Source organism: Clostridioides sp. ES-S-0006-03 (assembly GCF_020662275.1).
In the GTDB taxonomy this organism is placed as follows: Bacteria; Bacillota; Clostridia; order Peptostreptococcales; family Peptostreptococcaceae; genus Clostridioides.
On the sequence record NZ_JADGMM010000003.1, the window covers coordinates 60,426 to 80,125 of the forward strand.

General features: G+C 30.2%; 21 protein-coding genes. 4 read left to right on the top strand and 17 right to left on the bottom strand.

The window, feature by feature from the left end; genetic code table 11:
• Positions 1 to 58 precede the first annotated feature (58 nt).
• From IR151_RS04725 to nadE, 9 genes are all read right to left on the bottom strand, one after another.
• The gene (locus IR151_RS04725) at positions 59 to 1,078 is read right to left on the bottom strand and encodes an electron transfer flavoprotein subunit alpha/FixB family protein (protein WP_413926925.1); all 1,020 of its coding nucleotides are present in this window, start codon (positions 1,076 to 1,078) and stop codon (positions 59 to 61) included.
• Between the two features lie 13 nt (positions 1,079 to 1,091).
• Positions 1,092 to 1,886 (bottom strand): electron transfer flavoprotein subunit beta/FixA family protein, encoded by a 795-nt coding sequence (locus tag IR151_RS04730; protein WP_227433373.1) that lies wholly within the window; start codon positions 1,884 to 1,886, stop codon positions 1,092 to 1,094.
• A gap of 10 nt (positions 1,887 to 1,896) precedes the next feature.
• Positions 1,897 to 3,039 (bottom strand): acryloyl-CoA reductase, encoded by a 1,143-nt coding sequence (gene acrC / locus IR151_RS04735; protein ID WP_227433374.1) that lies wholly within the window; start codon positions 3,037 to 3,039, stop codon positions 1,897 to 1,899.
• 18 nt (positions 3,040 to 3,057) lie between these two features.
• The gene (locus tag IR151_RS04740) at positions 3,058 to 4,290 is read right to left on the bottom strand and encodes a CaiB/BaiF CoA transferase family protein (RefSeq protein WP_227433375.1); all 1,233 of its coding nucleotides are present in this window, start codon (positions 4,288 to 4,290) and stop codon (positions 3,058 to 3,060) included.
• Positions 4,291 to 4,427: 137 nt separating this feature from the next.
• A complete protein-coding gene (locus IR151_RS04745) occupies positions 4,428 to 5,768 on the bottom strand; it encodes a GntP family permease (RefSeq protein WP_227433376.1) in 1,341 nt (446 codons plus the stop codon).
• Positions 5,769 to 5,868: 100 nt separating this feature from the next.
• On the bottom strand, positions 5,869 to 6,663 hold the full coding sequence (locus tag IR151_RS04750) for an enoyl-CoA hydratase-related protein (RefSeq protein WP_227433377.1): 795 nt from the start codon (positions 6,661 to 6,663) through the stop codon (positions 5,869 to 5,871).
• Between the two features lie 603 nt (positions 6,664 to 7,266).
• Entirely contained in the window at positions 7,267 to 7,425 is a 159-nt protein-coding gene (locus IR151_RS04755) for a hypothetical protein (protein ID WP_227433378.1), read from the bottom strand.
• 156 nt (positions 7,426 to 7,581) lie between these two features.
• On the bottom strand, positions 7,582 to 8,304 hold the full coding sequence (locus IR151_RS04760) for a YebC/PmpR family DNA-binding transcriptional regulator (RefSeq protein ID WP_227433379.1): 723 nt from the start codon (positions 8,302 to 8,304) through the stop codon (positions 7,582 to 7,584).
• 82 nt (positions 8,305 to 8,386) lie between these two features.
• Positions 8,387 to 9,142 carry an NAD(+) synthase gene (gene nadE / locus IR151_RS04765; RefSeq protein WP_227433380.1) on the bottom strand — a complete coding sequence of 252 codons (756 nt, stop codon included), beginning with the start codon at positions 9,140 to 9,142 and terminating at the stop codon, positions 8,387 to 8,389.
• Between the two features lie 177 nt (positions 9,143 to 9,319).
• Here nadE and IR151_RS04770 point away from each other — a divergent pair, with 177 nt between their 5' ends.
• Positions 9,320 to 9,706, top strand: a complete 387-nt coding sequence (locus IR151_RS04770) for a sulfite exporter TauE/SafE family protein (protein ID WP_227433381.1) — start codon at positions 9,320 to 9,322, stop codon at positions 9,704 to 9,706.
• Positions 9,706 to 10,077: a sulfite exporter TauE/SafE family protein gene (locus tag IR151_RS04775; RefSeq protein ID WP_227433382.1), complete on the top strand. Its 372-nt coding sequence runs from the start codon at positions 9,706 to 9,708 to the stop codon at positions 10,075 to 10,077. The genes IR151_RS04770 and IR151_RS04775 overlap by 1 nt, the downstream gene beginning before the upstream one ends.
• Positions 10,078 to 10,195: 118 nt before the next feature.
• Here the strand turns inward: IR151_RS04775 and IR151_RS04780 are convergent, their stop codons facing one another.
• The 4 genes from IR151_RS04780 to hflX form a co-directional block, all read right to left on the bottom strand.
• A complete protein-coding gene (locus tag IR151_RS04780; protein ID WP_227433383.1) occupies positions 10,196 to 10,840 on the bottom strand; it encodes a YigZ family protein in 645 nt (214 codons plus the stop codon).
• 289 nt (positions 10,841 to 11,129) lie between these two features.
• Positions 11,130 to 11,573 (bottom strand): NUDIX domain-containing protein, encoded by a 444-nt coding sequence (locus tag IR151_RS04785; protein WP_227433384.1) that lies wholly within the window; start codon positions 11,571 to 11,573, stop codon positions 11,130 to 11,132.
• Between the two features lie 85 nt (positions 11,574 to 11,658).
• Positions 11,659 to 12,327, bottom strand: coding sequence for a HEAT repeat domain-containing protein (locus IR151_RS04790; protein WP_227433385.1), 669 nt, complete (start codon positions 12,325 to 12,327; stop codon positions 11,659 to 11,661).
• A 7-nt stretch (positions 12,328 to 12,334) separates the two neighbouring features.
• A complete protein-coding gene (gene hflX / locus IR151_RS04795) occupies positions 12,335 to 13,618 on the bottom strand; it encodes a GTPase HflX (RefSeq protein ID WP_227433386.1) in 1,284 nt (427 codons plus the stop codon).
• 208 nt (positions 13,619 to 13,826) lie between these two features.
• On the opposite strand from hflX, the gene IR151_RS04800 reads away from it, so the two are divergent.
• On the top strand, positions 13,827 to 14,087 hold the full coding sequence (locus tag IR151_RS04800) for a cysteine-rich small domain-containing protein (RefSeq protein ID WP_227433387.1): 261 nt from the start codon (positions 13,827 to 13,829) through the stop codon (positions 14,085 to 14,087).
• A 107-nt stretch (positions 14,088 to 14,194) separates the two neighbouring features.
• Here IR151_RS04800 and IR151_RS04805 read toward each other — a convergent pair whose 3' ends face one another.
• The 4 genes from IR151_RS04805 to IR151_RS04820 all read right to left on the bottom strand — a co-directional run bounded on the left by IR151_RS04805 (position 14,195) and on the right by IR151_RS04820 (position 18,288).
• Positions 14,195 to 14,836, bottom strand: a complete 642-nt coding sequence (locus IR151_RS04805; protein ID WP_227433388.1) for a TIGR01906 family membrane protein — start codon at positions 14,834 to 14,836, stop codon at positions 14,195 to 14,197.
• A gap of 28 nt (positions 14,837 to 14,864) precedes the next feature.
• Positions 14,865 to 16,415 (bottom strand): ABC-F family ATP-binding cassette domain-containing protein, encoded by a 1,551-nt coding sequence (locus IR151_RS04810; RefSeq protein ID WP_227433389.1) that lies wholly within the window; start codon positions 16,413 to 16,415, stop codon positions 14,865 to 14,867.
• Between the two features lie 469 nt (positions 16,416 to 16,884).
• Positions 16,885 to 17,061 carry a hypothetical protein gene (locus IR151_RS04815; RefSeq protein ID WP_227433390.1) on the bottom strand — a complete coding sequence of 59 codons (177 nt, stop codon included), beginning with the start codon at positions 17,059 to 17,061 and terminating at the stop codon, positions 16,885 to 16,887.
• 342 nt (positions 17,062 to 17,403) lie between these two features.
• Entirely contained in the window at positions 17,404 to 18,288 is an 885-nt protein-coding gene (locus IR151_RS04820; protein WP_227433391.1) for an N-acetylmuramoyl-L-alanine amidase family protein, read from the bottom strand.
• A gap of 227 nt (positions 18,289 to 18,515) precedes the next feature.
• Between IR151_RS04820 and IR151_RS04825 the strand changes: the two genes are divergently transcribed.
• Positions 18,516 to 19,523 (top strand): SpoIVB peptidase S55 domain-containing protein, encoded by a 1,008-nt coding sequence (locus tag IR151_RS04825; RefSeq protein ID WP_227433392.1) that lies wholly within the window; start codon positions 18,516 to 18,518, stop codon positions 19,521 to 19,523.
• The last annotated feature ends 177 nt before the right edge of the window (positions 19,524 to 19,700 follow it).

Below are 19,700 nucleotides of genomic sequence, written 5' to 3' on the forward strand. Positions count from 1 at the left end.
GTCTTACAATACAATATTATAAGACTTACCATTCTATATATTCAATGTTTTCTAGAAGTTACCTATTTAATGATTCTATCATTTCAGGTAGAATTTCATATAAATCCCCTACAATTCCATAGTCACATATACTGAAAATAGGTGCCTTTGAATCTTTATTTATAGCAACTATATATTTAGAATCACTCATACCTGCTAAATGCTGTATTGCTCCAGATATCCCGCACGCAATGTATAACTCTGGTCTAACAGTAGTTCCTGTTTGTCCCACTTGATGAGAATGTTCTATCCACCCTGAATCTACTGCCGCTCTTGAAGCACCAATTTCTGCCCCCAATTTATCAGCTAATTCTTTTATTAGTTCAAATCCTTCTGCCCTCTTTAATCCTCTTCCTGCTGATACTATTATTCTAGCATCAGTTAGATTTATAGATTTCTTTTCTTTTGGAAGAATTTCTACTAATCTAGTTCTAATCATTTTTTCATTAAGTTCTGGAGTAACAACCTCTAAAACTCCAGTCTTTGATTCAGTTCTTACAGCTTTTGCCATAACACCTGGTCGAACTGTTGACATCTGTGGTCTATTTTTTGGACAAACAATAGTAGCCATTAAATTTCCACCAAAGGCTGGTCTTGTTTGTAATAACTTATTATCTGTTGAATCTATTTCAAGTTTTGTACAGTCAGCAGTTAGACCTGTTCCAACTTTACCTGCAATTCTAGGTGCGATATCTCTTCCTATAGAAGTAGCTCCAACTAGTACAACCTCTGGCTTTTTCTCTTCAATTAAACCTGCAATTGAAATTGCATATCCATCAGTTGTGAAATCTTTAAGAAGAGGGTCGTTGATATAATAAGCTTTATCAACACTATAGTGAAGTAACTCCTTTACTTCTTTCTCTACTTCATATCCAGCTATTACAACTGCAAGCTCTTTTCCTAATTGGTCAGCAAGCTTTCTTCCTTCACCAATAAGTTCTATAGTAACAGGATTTATTTTACCTTCCCTTTGCTCTCCTATTACCCAAACACCATTATAATCATTTAAATTTATACCTTGATTAACTTTTGCTCTCATCATCTTAACACTCCTATACTAGTTTCAAATCGAATAGTATTTCTATTAGTTTCTCAGCTTTTTCCTTTTTATTTATACCTTCGATTATTTCATTATGCTTGTCTTTAACTGGTACAAAAGACTTGTAAACATTTGTAGGCGAACCCTTTAATCCAATTTGAGTTGTATCAACAGCTAAGTCTTCAAGTGTTAACACAGTAATCTTTGCATCTCCATTATTGTAAGCTTCTAAGATTCCTTTGACACTTGGATATCTTGGATTATTTAACTCTTTTATAGCAGTTAATAAAACTGGCATCTTTGCTTCTATTAAATAATCTCCTGTCTCTGTATAACGAGTTACTAGTAATTTATCATCTTGAACCTTTACTTCTTTTGCATATGTAACCTGTGGGACACCTAAGAATTCTGCAACCTCTGGTCCAACCTGAGCTGTATCTCCATCTATAGCTTGTCTTCCACAGAATATTACATCATACTTTCCAACCTTCTCTATAGCAGCAGCAATAATTGTAGATGTAGCCCAAGTGTCTGAACCACCAAAAGCTCTATCTGAAATTAAATATGCTTCGTCAGCACCCATTGCCAAAGCTTCTTTTAAAGCACTTTTAGCTTGAGGGGGTCCCATGCTTACAACCTTAATCACTGCTCCTAGTTCATCTTTTATTTTTAAAGCTTCTTCTAAAGCATTTCTATCATCTGGATTGATTATACTTGGTACACCATCTCTTATTAGAGTACCTGTCTCTTTATTTATTTTAACTTCGTTAGTATCTGGAACTTGCTTTAAACAAACAACTATATTCATGCTCTTCCTCCTATCCTAGTACTGCTCTTGAAATAACAACCTTGTGTATTTCTGAAGTACCTTCGTAAATTTCTGTTATCTTGGCATCTCTGTACATTCTCTCTAATGGATAATCCTTCATATATCCATATCCTCCATGGATTTGAAGAGCTAGGTTTGTAACCTCTCTTGCAGTACGTGACGCATTGTATTTTGCCATAGCAGCTTCTTTAGTGTGTCTTTCCCCTCTAGCTTTCAAGTCTGCAGCATAATATACTAACAACTTTGCTGATTCCACCATAGTCGCCATATCTGCTATATACCATTGAATACCTTGCAAAGCTGAAATTGGCTTGCCAAACTGAACTCTTTCTTTAGAATATTTGATACTCTCTTCTAAAGCACCTTCCGCAATTCCTACAGCTTGAGCTCCAACTCCAATTCTTGCTCCATCTAGACAAGTCATAGCTATGTTAAAGCCTTTCCCTTCTTTTCCTAATAAATTAGACTTTGGAACTCTACAATTATCAAATATTAACTCTGCAGTTTCTGAACCATGGATACCCATTTTTTCTTCAATTTTTCCTATTGAAAAACCTGGCGTACCTTTGTCAACGATGATAGCAGACATGCCCTTTATTCCCTTTGATGGCTCTGTCAATGCAAATATTATTAATGATTCTGCTTGACCTCCACCAGAAATAAAACACTTAGTCCCATTTAAGACGTATTCATCAGTTGCTTCATCAATAATTGCAGTTGTTGCAGCTCTTGCAGCATCTGAACCAGCATTAGGCTCAGTTAAAGCAAAGGCACCTACACACCCACCTTCAGCCATCATTGGAAGGTATTTTTTCTTTTGTTCCTCAGTACCAAATTTCAAAATAGCTTGAGCGTATATTGTGTGTATTGATAATATTGCTGCAGATGCTGCACATTTTTTGGCAACCTCAGTAACAACAATTACCTTTTCTATATCTGCTCCACCAGAACCGCCATACTCTACAGGTGTTCCAATACCATTAAAGCCTATTTTAGCCATTTTGCTAAAAAGCTCTCTTGGAAAAATACCTGTTCTATCTGTTTCAGCAGCTATTGGTGCTATTTCATTCTCTGCAAATTCTTTTGCTACTCTTTGAAGCATTAGTTGTGCTTCTGTTAATCTAAAATCCATAAAATTTCCTCCTATTCATTAACGTACTTCACATGTTTCTTTATTCATTGCTACAATTCCAGACTCAATTAGAACTTCTATATCAGAATCACTGTATCCAAGCTCTCTCAATATCTCATCTGAATGTTCTCCTATAAGTGGAGCATCACAAGTCATGTTAACTTCAATGTTCCCAAACTTAACTGGAGTGGATGCAAGCATTGTCTTATTTCCATTTTTACTTGTATGTTCATATATATAGTTATTAGCAATAGCTTGTTCATCAGTTACCACATCATTAACATGTTGAATTCTCTCATGGGCTATATCCGCAGTAGTAAGCTTTTCAACCATCTCATTTTGAGTAAATTTTGCAAATTCACCATCCAAAATATTAATAAGTTCTGTAGCATTTTTCTTACTTTCTACTGAAGATGCAAATTTCTCTTCTTTTATTAAATCTTCTCTTCCAAATAATCTGCAAAGTGCCTCAAAATATCTTTCATGCTCTAGAATGCTTAAGAATATCCACTTTCCATCCTTACAACGATAAGAGTTTATTACTGGAGAAATGGCATTTTTTCTAGTTTTTGGATACTCATCGCTAAACTGTGTAGATGCTAATAAAGATGATGCATTCCATATTGCTTGTCCAAATAAAGATGCCATTACTTTTTGTCCTTTTCCAGTTTTAGATTGTTGGTATAAAGCTGCACATATACCTCCAGATAAACTGCAAGAAGTTGTGGCATCTCCAAAGGCTATAGGTGGGTTTATTGGACTTGTATCCTTCTCTGCAATATCAAGCATAGCTCCACTTCTTGCCCAAAAAGCAACTGTATCAAAACCTGCATTATCCTTAGCAGGTCCGAAATCACCAAAACCATTTATTTGTCCCCAGATAAGATGTGGATGCTTTTTACTTAATGATTCATAGTCAAGACCTAGTCTTTTTAGCGCTCCTGTTCTATAGCTTGAAACAAATACGTTTGCTTCACTTAAAAGCTTATCCATAATTTCAATTCCAGCCTCACTCTTAAGATTTATAGACAAGCCTCTTTTATTTGAATTATATGTGCTGTAAAAAGGATTATTATAATCATCTATTGGCATTGTCATTGTTGCCCCTGTCTTTCTTCCTGGGTCTCCAAAGCTTGGTTCTACCTTAATAACATCAGCACCCCAGTCAGCTAATATTTTAGAAGTACCTGGACCTGCTACAAAATATGTTAAGTCAATGACCTTAACTCCTTCTAATGGTTTATTTAACACTTTCAATTCCTCCTTATACTGTCAACTTGGTATTTTAAATATGGTATTTATGTTATTAAAACATAAAATTTATTATACATACTTTGAAAATTGATTCTACAATATCAAAATATAATTTATACTTTTTATCTTTTCTGTTATGGTAATCCTGGGAACATCGTAAACAGAAGAACTGCTACTACAGTTCCAATAATCGGGGTTAAAACAGTTACCCAGAATATTGGCATATAAGCATCCTTATGTGATTCATTACATAGACCATTTGTTACAGTAACGATATATCCATTGTGTGGAAGTGAATCTAATGCTGCTGACGAAATTGCCATAGTTCTAGTTAATGCAGCAGCAGAAACACCCTTAGCTAAAAATACTGGTCCAAGAAGTGGAGCCGCAATTCCAAGTCCACCTGAAGCTGACCCACAGATACCTGCAATAACTGTAGTCCCAACTGCAGCCCCTGCAATAGGAGGTCCAGGAATATTAGTCATAGCATTAACTATGAAGTCAAAACCAACTGCTGATTTTACAACTGAGCCAAATGCAACTACAGCACAAGTATTACATATTGCTACTACTGTAGTTTTACATGCATCACCAACATGTCCAACTATTTTGGTATTATCTTGATATTTATTTAACAATAAATACACTAATAAAGCTCCAATAAATACTCCTACCTCAATTGGTACTATTGCTTTTCCATTAATTTTCACATTGATTATCAAGATTGATACTATTAATGGAATTAATGCAATTAGACCATTAGGACCATTTTTTCTCTTGGAATTAGTTGCTGCTACTTCATCAAATGTATCTGATTCATGTGCTATAAAATGCCCACCATTAGCCTTTTCTTTTGAAACCATTTTGTATAAAATAATGCTTCCAACTATAAACATTACTGCACATGATATAAATCCATTTACTGCTCCAGCCATAATATCTGTTCCTAATGTTGAAGCTGGGACAATATTCTGAATCTGAGGTGCCCCTGGTGCAACCATAGCAAAAGTTGAACATCCAAAAGTCAAGGCTGCTGGTATAAATCGTCGTGGCAAATCAGCTTCTTTAAAAATTTCTAAAGCTATCGGAAACACAGCAAAACTTACAACAAAAACGCTTACTCCCCCATAGGCTAATATTCCACAAGCTATTGGAATAGAAAGTAATGCTTTATCCTTCCCAATCCATCTTACAATCATCTTAGCAATAGATTTTGCTCCTCCAGTAATCTCCATTATTTTTCCCATTAAGGTACCTGTTAGGAAAATAAAGAAATTTGCCTGAAGAAATCCAACAAATCCTGTCATATAATCCACCTTAAGTGCATCATACACATTTAAATTTCCTGTTATAGCAACTAATAATGAACATACAATTGCTATTATAAAAATATTTACGCCCTTCATAACCATTACAACTAGAAGGGATAGGGCTATGATAATCCCTACTAAACTTATAATTACTCCCGTATTCATAAATTAACTCCTTTTAAAATTAAACTATAAAACTATATGTATTTTTTCACGAAATTTAGATTTTAAATATGTTCTATATTTGTTTCAATAGTTATAATAGCTACTTATTTTCAAAAATCGGTTTTCTCTTTTCTATAAAGGCATTCATTCCTTCTTGCTTATCTCTTGTAGCAAAAGTTAAACCTGCAATATCTTTCTCTAATTCAAGAGCATTTTTTAAATCCATATCTATCCCCTTATTAATAACAACTTTTGCATATCTTATTGCTATTGGTGCTTTTTCAACTATTTGGTTCATCATATTCATCGACTCTTGTAAAAGCAAATCACTTGGAACCACTTTATTAATAAGACCAATAGATTTAGCTTCTTCTGCATCTACTTGCCTTCCTGTAAAAATTAATTCTTTGGCTATCCCAGTTCCAACAAGTCTTGATAATCTTTGAGTTCCACCAAAACATGGAATGACTCCTAAATTAACTTCAGGTTGCCCAAATATAGCCTTTTCTGATGCAATTCTAATGTCACAGCTCATAGCAAGTTCACATCCACCACCTAATGCATATCCATTAACTGCTGCTATTACTGTTTTCTCAAGAGCTTCAATTTTATCGAAAATCCCTTGGGCATAACCTGCATATTTTCTGCCTTCTTCACTTTTATAGTTTTGCATCTGACGTATGTCAGCTCCAGCTACAAAAACTTTACCTTCTCCAGTAATAATAACTCCTAATATTTCATCCTTTTCTGATACTGCATCAATAACTTGAGATAATTCTCTAAGAGTGTCATTGTTAAGAGCATTTAAAGCTTTAGGTCTATTTATAGTAATAACACAGACTTTATCCTTAACTTCCACCTTAAGATTTTTCAAATTGTCCATTACAAATCCCATCATATTCCCCCCATTATTTATTGTTATTTTTTCTACACTTTCTTGTTAATATATAGTAGCAAGTTCTACGCCAACTTATATTTAATTTCTCTATTTTTGTTAAAAAACTGTTTTTTTTGATAAAATAAACAAAATATACATAAATTTCACTGAATTTTTAATAGTTTTTAACTTTAAAATTGATTAGATTGTAATTCACGAAAGAATTTTTATCCAATAAAACCCATAAAACAATATTTTTGTCTCATTTTCGAGAAAATACTTAAAAAACACAGTCTCATTTTTGAGAATGCGGTCTCATTTTTGATATTTTCATTAAAATAGTTTAGGTAATATATTCACAAGTTTATTTAAACTCTAATAAGGAGGCCTTTATTCAACATATAAATAGTTTATTCTCTATTAATTTAAATTGTTAATACTTTAGTTTAGTACATCTATATATTTTTTCTAATAGTATAAATTTTTTAACTAAAATAGGAAAATCCAAAAAGACTTAGTGTCTAAATAGATTTTCCTATCTTAAATGCTTCTGATAATTTTAGATTTGATTTACAATTCTTCGAAGATAATGAATATTATATTTATACTTTTCCTCTAAAATTAGATAACTCCATTTTCTTTTAAATCATTTATTTTACCACTATCAAAGCCAAGCCAACTTCTATAAATCTCCTCATTATTTTCTCCTAAAGATGGCGCTGGTACATTAATTTGAGCTTTTGTTGTCATCAACTTAACTGGATTTCCATTGACTCTCATATCTCCTATAATAGGATGTTTAATATCTACAATATTTTATAAGATATATTTTTATAGAACAATTTTTATAGACATAAAAACACCTCTGAACCATATTAACATATTATTATGCAAACATGGCTCAGAGGTGTATACATTTCTAAGATATTAGAATATTTATTCTTCCATTTCCCAGTTATGATATATATCTTGAACATCATCATCTTCTTCAAGCATATCAACTAATTTATTCATCATTTTTAAATGAGATTCTTCAGTTAGTACAGTTGTAGTTTGAGGTATCATCTTTACATCAGCAGATATAAATTCATACCCTTTTGCTTTTAATTCATCACGAACACTAGAAAAATCTTCTGGTGTAGTTATTATTTCATAACCATCTTCTTCTGTTATAAAGTCTTCAGCACCTGCTTCTAATGCAACATCCATTAATTCTTCCTCTGAAACGCCATCTCCTGCACCAACTAATATTTGTCCTTTGTTATCAAACATAAAAGACACACATCCAGTAGTTCCTAGGTTTCCTCCGTTTTTATCAAAGTAATATCTTACATTACCAGCAGTTCTATTTTTATTGTCAGTTAAAGTCTCTACTATAACAGCAACCCCACCAGGTCCATATCCTTCATAAACTATAGTTTCATAGTCTTCTCCAGCACCTGCACCAGCACCTTTAGCAACAGCTCTATCTATATTATCATTTGGCATATTATCTGCCTTAGCTTTTTCTATAGCTGTTTTTAATGCTGCATTATATTCTGGGTCTGCTCCACCTTCTTTAGCTGCAACGGCTATTGCTCTAGCATGTTTAGTGAATATTTTTGCTCTTTGAGCATCTTGTTTACCTTTTCTATTAATTATATTTCCTATACGTCCCATATTTCCACTCCTTAATACGTACAATTAATTATTCTAATTTTTATCACTTGTAAATTTTATCACAAATCTTGAAAATAGTAAATTAGAACTTAGGAGGTTGTGCAGGCGTTTTTCTCTTGTGTTCACTTATTCTATGAAGTCTTTCTATTATCTCTTGGTCTCTTTGAGGAACTTCATCTAATCTACCTTCTAATACAGCATCTATCATATTGTAAGTAGTTCCCATTTCATTTTCATCTGTTTGTCCTTCCCAAAGACCTGCTGAAGGAGCTTTATTTATTAAATCTTCATGAACACCAAGTTCTTTTGCCCATTCGTATACTTCAGCTTTAGTTAAATTTGCAATTGGTAAAATGTCAACTCCACCATCCCCAAACTTAGTAAAGTATCCAGTGTGTATTTCTGCAGCATTATCTGTACCAACAACTAAATATCCTAAGTTATTAGCAATTGTGTAAATAGTACTCATTCTTACTCTTGCTCTTAAATTTGCATCTGTCATTTTTAAATATTCTTCTCTATATAAATGTTTCTCTTTTAAATTTCCTACCACCATGTCTAATATAGCACTTTGTGGTTCTATAAGGTCTAAATCAAGATATTCTATATCACATCCTTCTATAACCTTAAGTGCATCTTCTCTATCTTGAGGATTACTTTTTATGCTCATTATAACTCCCATAGAGTTTTCTGGAAAAGCTTTTTTAATTAAATTGGCAACTACTGCTGAATCAATTCCTCCAGATACACCAACAATTAATCCTTTTGCATTTGCCTCATTAACCTTATTTTTAAGCCATTCTACAGTTTTGTCTATTTGTATTTTTATATTCGACATTGTTATCTCCTCTCAATTTACTACTTTGTTTTAATATATTATACCATATATTAATATGTTGTTTTAACATGTTTTTTTTTATTCAAATTTAAGCAAAAATGAAAGATTATATTTAATATTATTTTATATAAATATAATTTGCCTATTTTGGTAAAACTATTTTAGAAGGTGGTTTTTATGAAAAATACTAATAACTTAAGGAAAAAATATTTTGATTTCAATATAAAAAATACGATAATTGGAGTATTTACAGGATTTATAAACGGAGTATTTGGCTCTGGAGGTGGTACTCTTTTAGTCCCAATATTAAATGATATTGTGAAGGTAGAAGAACATAAATCTCATGCAACAGCTCTTTCTATAATCATTTTCTTGACAACAGCAAGTTCTGTTTTATATGTTTCTAAAGGAACTTACGACATTAACTTAACAATAAAAGTTGCGGCAGGAAGTATTGTTGGTGGTATTATAGGGGCTAAATTACTAAATAAAGTTACTGGAAAGTTTCTTAGGATTTCTTTTGGCTTGATTATGATAATTGCAGCATTAAGGATGGTGTTTTAATGTTATTTGCTTTAATTGGATTTTTTGCAGGAATTATTGGAGGAATGGGAATGGGCGGTGGAACTATTCTTATTCCTGCTCTCGTTTTACTTGCTGGTATAGATACTAAAATAGCACAGAGTGTAAACTTACTTTCCTCCATACCTATGACTTTGATAGCATTAGCTATACATATCAAAAATAAAAACGTAATTTTCAAATTAGTTATTCCAATAGCTGTATTTGGAGTGTTAGGAGCTATATTTGGCTCACTATTAGCTAATTATTTATCGTCTGATATATTGAAGAAAATATTTGGAGTGTTTTTACTTTTAGTTGGTTTATTTGAAGTTAAAAAAGGATTCTGTGCAAAGTCTGATAAAAGCCATTAAATTATTTTAATATAAATTAATGGCTTTTATTTTCTATATAACTATTCTATTTTTATGCTTTTATCTTCTATATTGCTACTCTACTTTTTTACTTTTAGCTTAAATTACAGTAAGATTTTTATAGTAAAATTTCTCCATCCTGTTCAGATAAATAAAATTCTTCTCCTAAAACTATCTTTCCTGTTCCACTTGTTATATCAATCATTTTCTCTGATAGTTTTTCCACATCTTCTAACTTTGAATATACTATTATCTCAACATTATCCTCATATATGGTATCTTTTATAAAGTACCCTAAATTCATCAGTTCATTTTGTACCTTTCCAAGTTGAGTATAATCTATCTTAACTTTAACTTCTTGGTACATTACCTTACTAATTATTTTTCCAGCTTCTAAGCCTAATTTAGCACCTTTTGTATAAGCTCTAACCAGACCACCTGCACCTAATTTTATACCACCAAAATATCTAGTGACTACTACTACTACATCTCTCAAGTCCTCTTTTTTTATGACTTCTAATGTTGATATCCCTGCTGTTCCTTGTGGCTCTCCATCATCACTATACCTTTGTATATTCATATTTTGTCCAACTGTATAAGCCCACACATTATGATTTGCATCTTTGTGTTTTTTCTTTATTTCATTTATAAATTCTACTGCTTCTTCTTCACTTTGTATAGGCTTAGCATATCCAATAAAAACAGATTTTTCAATTGTTATTTCATCTGTTCCAAATTCGTGTAATGTCCTATAATTACTCATTATAACTCCTCCTATTTTTGTCATTTGCTAAAATATATCTTTATTTATAAAAATTACTCCAATTAAAATGTAAATAGAATTTTTAGTATTCATTTAGTTAGCATTATAAGACAATTATATAATAAAATCACAAGATTTTTAATTTTTATTTTTAATATAATTTATTGATACATAAATCAATATAATTTATTAAAATACAAATCAGATAAACTATAAAGTATACATTTCTAAAACTTGGAATTAAAAAAGGAAGGGTCTATCCCTTCCTCAAAACTCTATAAATTCACTACTAGTTTGCTGGAACATCGTCGCCCTCTGAAACTAATTTCTTTAATTCTTTAAACTTTTTATAAGATACTTCAACTAAAGCTTGCTCTTTATGATGTGACAACATTTCTAAAGCATCTTTTATCTTGTAAAATCCACCTTCTTGGAATTCAGGAGCAAGTACACATTCAGTATTACAAGCTTCCATAACATACCACATTATCGCATTGCAAACTTCTTGTTGTCTACTTCTTGAGAAAAATTCATACATAGTATCGCCAGCTACATCTATCATTTTAGCGTCTATGCCAGTTTCTACTTTAACTCTTTCAACAGCACTTTCATATGGAAGTCCTCCTCCAAGTATCTTTCCTTTTGGAAGTGTCCATTCACCTCTATCATTTTTTACAATAAGTACTTTATTAGCATAAAACACTACTCCACCTGCACAACGTCTTACTATCATTTGAAACCCCTCCCATTAATTTATTAATTACCTTGTTAAACTCCATAAATAAATCATTAAGTAAACAAATTGCTTTAATAAAAAATTACTTTTTCAAATTTAATAATGCTTCAATGGCTTCATCATAAGCTCTAAGCACGTACTCTTTTTCAAAATTCTTATTCTTATCTTTTAACTGCTGTAAAATCTTTAAACTGTTTTCATCTCCTAATTTTGAAAGAGCTTTTGCACAATATTGTCTAGTTTGTGCATTTTTATCGTAGAGACCTTTTTGTAAGACTTCTCTACTACTTGGTGACTCAATCTTTCTTATTGCTGAATAAGTTATTCTTCTAATATCTGAGTGTCTGTGGTTTGTGAGCTGATGGAGTAACTTCAAAAATCTATCATCTTTTAGCTCACCTGTTGCCCAAATTAAAACAATCAAATCTTCAGCATTTTTCTCTACAAGGATTCTTTTGAAAACCTTTCTCTTAAAGTATACCATTTTTTCGTCATCTAAGCTATCCATAAAATCAAGTCTCTTAATTTTATCTAATTCTAAAAATTTATCTAAAATGTCCTTAGATGCCTCAAAATCATCTTTTTGCATTTCTTTTATCTTCAACTTTGCTTGTATAAGTTGCTCACTTGCTTCAACATTTGAAATGTTTCTAATTTTACTAATTTGAGATACTGTTTTAGATTCTTTGTAAAGAAGATAGGTTATAAAATAATCTTCAAGATTATCTATATTTTCCCAATTTATATCCATATCAAACCTATTTTTCTAATATGTACTCTCTATAGATATTAAAATCTTCTTCATCTAAATTTACATCTAATTTTACACCATTTTCCCCATACTCAAAATTCTCCACATTGTATTTATCTTTTATTCTACTAAATATATCACCTCTTTCATAAGGTAACATCAAACTTACTGAATAAGTATTTTCCATTAAAGCAATTTCTATCATATTTAATAGTTTATCCATATTTATGCCTTGTTTTGCAGATATATACACAATATCTTCTTGACTCTTAGGATATATATCTAACTCTAGCTTATCTACTTTATTGTATACAAGTATATGTTTTTTATCATTTGCACCAAGTTCTTTTAATACACCTTCAGTTGTACTTTTTTGCAATTCATAACTAGTGTTCGTTGTGTCAATTACGTGTAAAATTAAATCTGCATATTGTACTTCTTCTAGTGTAGCCTTAAATGCCTCTACTAAATCATGGGGAAGTTTACTAACAAATCCAACAGTATCTACTACTAAAAATTCTTTCTTGTTTGGCAAAAGAGCTTTTCTTAAAGTTACATCTAAAGTTGCAAAAAGCATATCTTTTACAAAAACTTCTTTTTCTTGTTCATAATCCTTGTGTGTCTTTATTAATTCGTTTAGTAAGGTCGATTTTCCTGCATTTGTATATCCAACAAGTGCTACAATTGGTATATTTGATTTTAAACGCTTAACTCTTTGTGTCTCTCTATTCTTTTTTACCTCTTTAAGTTCACGTCTTATATCCGCTGCTTTATTAAGTATATGTCTTTTATCTACTTCTAACTTTTGTTCACCAGGTCCTCTCGTTCCAATTCCTGCACCAGTTCTACTCATTTCACCACCCATTCCATAAAGTCGTGGTAATCTGTATTTTAATTGTGCTAATTCGACCTGTAATTTACCTTCTTTACTAAGTGCTCTTTGAGCAAATATATCTAAAATTAAGGTAGTTCTATCTATTACTTTTTTTCCAACAACATTTTCAATATTCCTAATTTGAGCGCCAGATAATTCATCATTAAAAATTACTAAAGTAGCATCTAATGATTCACTATATGCTCTTATTTCCTCTACCTTACCTTTTCCTATATAATAAGCTGCATCAACAGCTTGCTTATTTTGAATTAAGCTACCTACAACCTCTGCTCCAGCAGCCTTCGCTAATTCTTTTAGTTCTTCCATGGATTCGTTAGTGTCTATATCATCACTTTTTTTAACTATTGTTGTCAAATTCAGACCTACAAGAAGTGCTCTTTCTTGAATTTCTTTCACTTAATCACCTCATTTTTTGTTATAAAACATAATCTAATTGTATTAAAAACACTTACATTATTTCTCTGTTGACTAATTATACCATTAATAATATGATTAAGAGTACTATATTATCAACTATTAATAAAAATATTGTATAATTATATTATCACCAAAATCTTATATAGTTATAAAAGATTTCATATTTTATTTAAATTAGGAGGAAAATATGGGCGAAAATTATAAATTTTTTAATCACAAAGATTGTGAGTTTTTCCCTTGTCATAAAACTGATAAACCAGAAGAATTTAACTGTTTATTTTGCTATTGTCCTTTATATGCTTTAGGAGAAAATTGTGGAGGAAACTTTAAGTACACAGAGAAAGGCATTAAAGATTGCAGTAGCTGTATACTACCTCATAAAAAAGATAATTATAATTATATTATGGGAAAATTTCAAGACTTAGTTAAAATTACTTGCAAAAAATAATTTTTTATTAAAAATAGCTATGCATAAATATTTTTTGACTCCTTTTCGTCTAAATAATATTGCATAGCTATTTTTATTATATAAGTTTTAATTTATATCGCTCTACCTTATATCTTTCTACTTTTAAATAATTTACATAATTTATACATTGCAAAAATCAACATGCTTACTGCAAAAATCAATATTAAAATCATCATTCCAGCATGAAAGAAAAATTCTTCTGGAAGCATATTTATAACTGGGTCTAAATCAGGATTAAATATCCAATAATCATTTCTAAATAATAATTTATGAAAAATAATAAATGATTTTTCAAAATTCAACAAAATAGGAAGTGCCAACACTACTGGCATTATTATCAATGTCATTGATATAGTTTTTAGTAGTTTTATATTTTTATTTTTTATACTTAATATAATTCCCACCAAAGAAATTATCATTAATAACTTAGCTAATTTATTGATATTTTGAAATATATTTCTCACTTCTTCAAAATGTATTTTCCCTTCTGGAGAAGATTCTAATGTTGGTAACTTAAACTCAGATACATCCTTGCTTAGGTTGTAATCTATTAAGTAATCATAATTTAATTTTATATCATCTTTAGATAAACCAGATAACTCTGATATGTTTAAATAATCAATATCAAAATAATAAAGTTGCTTAAATCCAACAGTAAAATTAATAGCACCTACTATTACAACCACACTTATACACACTGAAAAAATTATATTTAGAAACTTTTTCATGAAATCCCCCCAGTAACAAATTAATTACCTAAACGATTTTAGTAGTGAAATCTTCTATATTCCATACATCATCGACAATTTCTGAATAGAATTCTGGCTCATGGCATACTAAAAGAACTGTACCTTTAAATTCTTTTATAGCTTTCTTTAATTCGTCTTTTGCATCTACATCTAAGTGGTTTGTAGGCTCGTCTAATACTAAGAAGTTTATATTTTTTAGCATAACTTTACAAAGTCTAACCTTGGCAGCTTCTCCTCCACTTAATACTCTCATTTGACTAGTTATATGCTCATTAGTAAGTCCGCATTTTGCAAGGACTTGTCTAACTTCAAAATTCGTAAGACCAGGGAATTCACTCCAAACTTCATCCATAGGTGTATTATTATTTTCTCTTGAACTCTCTTGTTCAAAATATCCAACTTCTAAATAGTCTCCCAATCTAACATTTCCACCAAATGGTTTTATTATTCCAAGTAATGTTTTTAATAATGTAGATTTACCAATACCATTCATCCCTTTTAAAGCAACCTTCTTTCCTCTTTCTAAATGGAAGTTAAGTGGTTTTGTTAACGCTTCATCATAACCTAAAACTAAGTCTTCTGTTTCAAAGATTATCTTGCTTGCTGCTCTGGCATCTTTAAAAGAAAAAGTAGGTTTTATCTTTTCCTTTGGTCTTTCTAGTATTTCCATCTTATCTAGTTGTTTTTGTCTACTATTAGCCATTCCTCTTGTTGCAACTCTAGCTTTATTTCTGGCTACAAAATCTTCTAACCTTTTTCTTTCTTCAACTTGTTTATCATAAGCTTGCTCTTCTTGACGTTTCTTTATATCATTCAGTCTTACAAACTCATCATAATTACCTTTATATCTATTTAACTCGCCATTTTCCATATGATATATTACATTACAAGTATTATTTATAAAGTCAATATCATGTGATACTAGAACAAAACTGTTTTCATATTCCTGAAGATATCTAGTAAGCCATGTTATATGTTCCTCATCTAAATAGTTTGTAGGCTCATCCAGTATAAGAATAGTTGGATTTTCAAGTAAAAGTTTAGTCAGAAGTACTTTTGTTCTTTGACCTCCACTTAAATCAGTTACATCCTTATCAAGACCAATCTCTCCAAGACCAAGACCATTTGCAACTTCTTGTATCTTTGCATCTATCATATAAAAACCACTATTTTCAAGTATAGTTTGTATTTCTGCTGTTTCTTCAAGAAGCTTACTCATCTCATCATCACTAGCTTCTCCCATCTTGTCATACATAGCAATCATTTCTTGCTCTAAATCAAACATATGCTTAAAAGCTTCTCTAAGCACTTCTCTTATACTTTTACCTTTACTTAATACTGTGTGTTGGTCTAAGTAACCTACTGTAGCTCTTGAAGACCATTTTATATTTCCAGCATCAGGCATAAGCTTTTTCGTTATTATATTTAAAAAACTCGATTTTCCTTCTCCATTAGCGCCAACTAGTGCAATATGTTCACCTTTTCTAAGTCTAAAGGATACATTTTCTAATATTGTTCTTGCTCCAAATCCGTGGCTTACGTTTTCTACTACTAGCATTCTAACACCTCTCAAAAAAATTTTACACATTCTATACTATAATATATTCTTTTTAAACTTAAATCAAGTATTACCAATATTTTTAGTTATATTTACAATAATTTAACTGAGAATAAACTTTATAGCTGTATTATGTAAAATAAAAATAGATACTTTCATCAATGATAGAACTTCTTTATCGACTAAAAAATACATGCATGCTATAATTTCTTTGTAGCCTGTTTAATCTTTAAATTATAAAATGGTTTCTGATTGATTCTCAAATAAACAAAATTTCTTATGAACATTAATATAAGTTTTTGACACAATGCAAATCATTTGATATTTACAGACACAATTATTAGAATAGAATAAAACCAATTTACGTTTGCTTGCCTTAGGCGATAAGTGGTGCTACAGGTTATTTATCTAAACGGAGGTGAAAAATAGTTATTAAACAGAAAAAATATTTCATTATTATTTATATTATTTATGCATTGCCAATTCCATTTTCTCTAATAACATGGATTGGAACTATCATTTCTGTTGCTGATTTAGGAATGGTAAACTGGAAGATTTTCAGTGAGATTATACAATCTGTGATTGCTTTAATTACTATGCTACTTGCTGGTTTATATCCTATCTCATATATTATTTCATTAATCAAAACTCGTGATAGTAAAAAGTTTTCTTTATTTAGTTTTCTTCCTATAATACACATAATTCTTTTTGTTGTTTTCTTCTTTTTTTGGTCTTTTCTTAATAAAGTATATCAGCTTTAAATTCTTCCTAAATATTATCTAACTTTACAAAACTATATAGTTAGGGTTTATTATGAAAATATAGTCATATATGTAAATGTCTATTTTTCCATTTAATGTAGGTTTGTAGTCTCTTATACAAACAGGTATGTAGCCTTGTAATTTGCTTTTTCACTATTATTTGAATAAAAAATAGAGATAAAAATTAGGAAAATAGTAGCATCCCAATTTTTTTCTCTATTTATGTTTTATTTAAAATATTCATCTAATCCATCCGCTACACATTGCATCATTTTTCTTTGATATTCTGGATTTGACATCATTTGGTCTTCATTATAGTTGCTCATAAATCCCATCTCTACTAATACAGCTGGCACTTTTGACCAGTTAAATCCAGTCAAATCTCCTCTTTGAACAATTCCATTTATCTGTATCCCAGCTTGTTCCATGTTTGTTTTGATGAATTCTGCACATCTATTACTATCTTCATATATAGGAGCTGTATATTTTCCATCCTTCTCAGGAACTAATATAGATGCACCAGTCTTTGAAGAATTATTTAAACTATCTGCATGTATTCTTACAACCATATCTGCTTTTTTCTCATTAGCAAGTATTGCTCTTTCTGAGTTACTTATATTTACATCATGTGTTTCTCTAGTCATTATTACATTGTAACCTTTAGACTCTAATATATTTTTTAAAACTACAGATGCTTCAAGATTTAAAACATACTCTGCTTTCTTTGTAGCTATACCTTCTGTTCCTGAAGATACTCTTGCTTTTTGAGATGAAGAACCTGGAGCTACTGGTTCTAAATTACTATCCCCTTTTCCTTGATGCCCTGGGTCTATACAAATTAAAAACTTTTTATTTTTTTGAGTTTCTGTTTTATTATCTGATTTATTATCCTCTGACTTATTATCATTTTTGCTTTTTGAATTTGATTTATTTTCATCTTTATCTTTATCTTTTATATTTTTATTTTCATCTTTATCTGTTTTTTCATTTTTAGTAGTGCCTGAATTAATTAAATTTGTTGTCTTGTAAAAATTGGTAACTGGATTTGATGTACCTATAATTATAATTCCCATGGCAATTATACAAGTAACTAACAATCTATATTTTTTCATCTTTTGCTCCTTTCAATGATAGACAGCTATTATCTATTTTAAATTTATATGAATATGTATCTATTTTATCATATACCTTGTTTATTTTATTTATTTTTATGAAAACTAAGGAGTTATTGTGTCAGTTTTCCAAGCATCAAAAACTGATTCTTGAGCAACATAATATTGAAGCAGCAAGAAAATTTCAATTTTATTATTAAAATATTTTAATAAGAAAGAGGTGTTCTATGCAATTTAAAAATTTTTATTTTAAAGATAAATCTTTAAGTAAAAGAAACAACTTAGCTAAGTCAAAATTTACAATTGTTTTAACATTTTTATTTTTATTATATTTTTTCTCAAATAATTTAATTTATGCACAAAATTTACAAAAAAGTGAACCTCAATATTTAATACCTATAGGAAATGTTCTTCAAATTGATGCAGAACTAAAAAATATCATCGTTAGAAGTCCTGGTGAAGCATCTCCATTTAGATTAGGTGATGCTATAATCAAAGTAAATAATATAGAAGTTGATGGATATAGTGATTTTGCTAATACACTAAATGCTTTACCAGAAGAAAAACCAGTGTCTATTTTATTAAATAGAGGTGGTCAACTTTTAACAATGAAAACAACTAAACACATATTAGAAAAAATTAGTTTTAATAACTTACTTTCTGGATTTGCTACTTTGACTTATATCAATCCAGAAACCTCAGAATTTGGTGCTGTAGGTCACCCAATAAGTGTTGGTAATTCAAGAAAAATACCTATAAAATCAGGTTCAATTTCTACAACTAAGCACCTCGACATAGAAAAATCCTATCGAGGTAGTGTGGGATGTATAAATGCAAAAAGAGAAAATATTATTGGTAGTTTTACAGAAAACACTGATTTTGGAATAAGAGGTCAAATTAATAACTTTGATATTTCTAGCTTAAAAAAATATAAGGTAGCTTCACTAAATGAAGTTAAGCTGGGAAAAGCTCAAATAATTTTACAAAACAACTCTAATGAATGTAAAAAATATAATATTGAAATTATAGATATAGAAAACCAAAACCATCCTGAGAGTAAAAGTTTTAAAATTAAAATCACTGACAAAAACCTTTTAGCTCAAACTGGTGGTATTGTACAAGGTATGAGTGGTACTCCAATAGTACAAGATGATAAAATAATAGGAGCAGTTTCTCATGCCATTGAAAATGACCCAGCTGTAGGTTATGGTGTATTTATTAAATGGATGCTTTAGATAATAAATTATATAAGTAATTTGTAACTCTTAAATCATCATTAAATAAATGTTTATAATATATTTGGTCTGAAGACATATTTCTTCACTCTACAGACCAAATATATTAAATATTTTACATACTTTAAAACATAAATTTTTATTACAATTATATTAATTTTTATTACAACTATATTG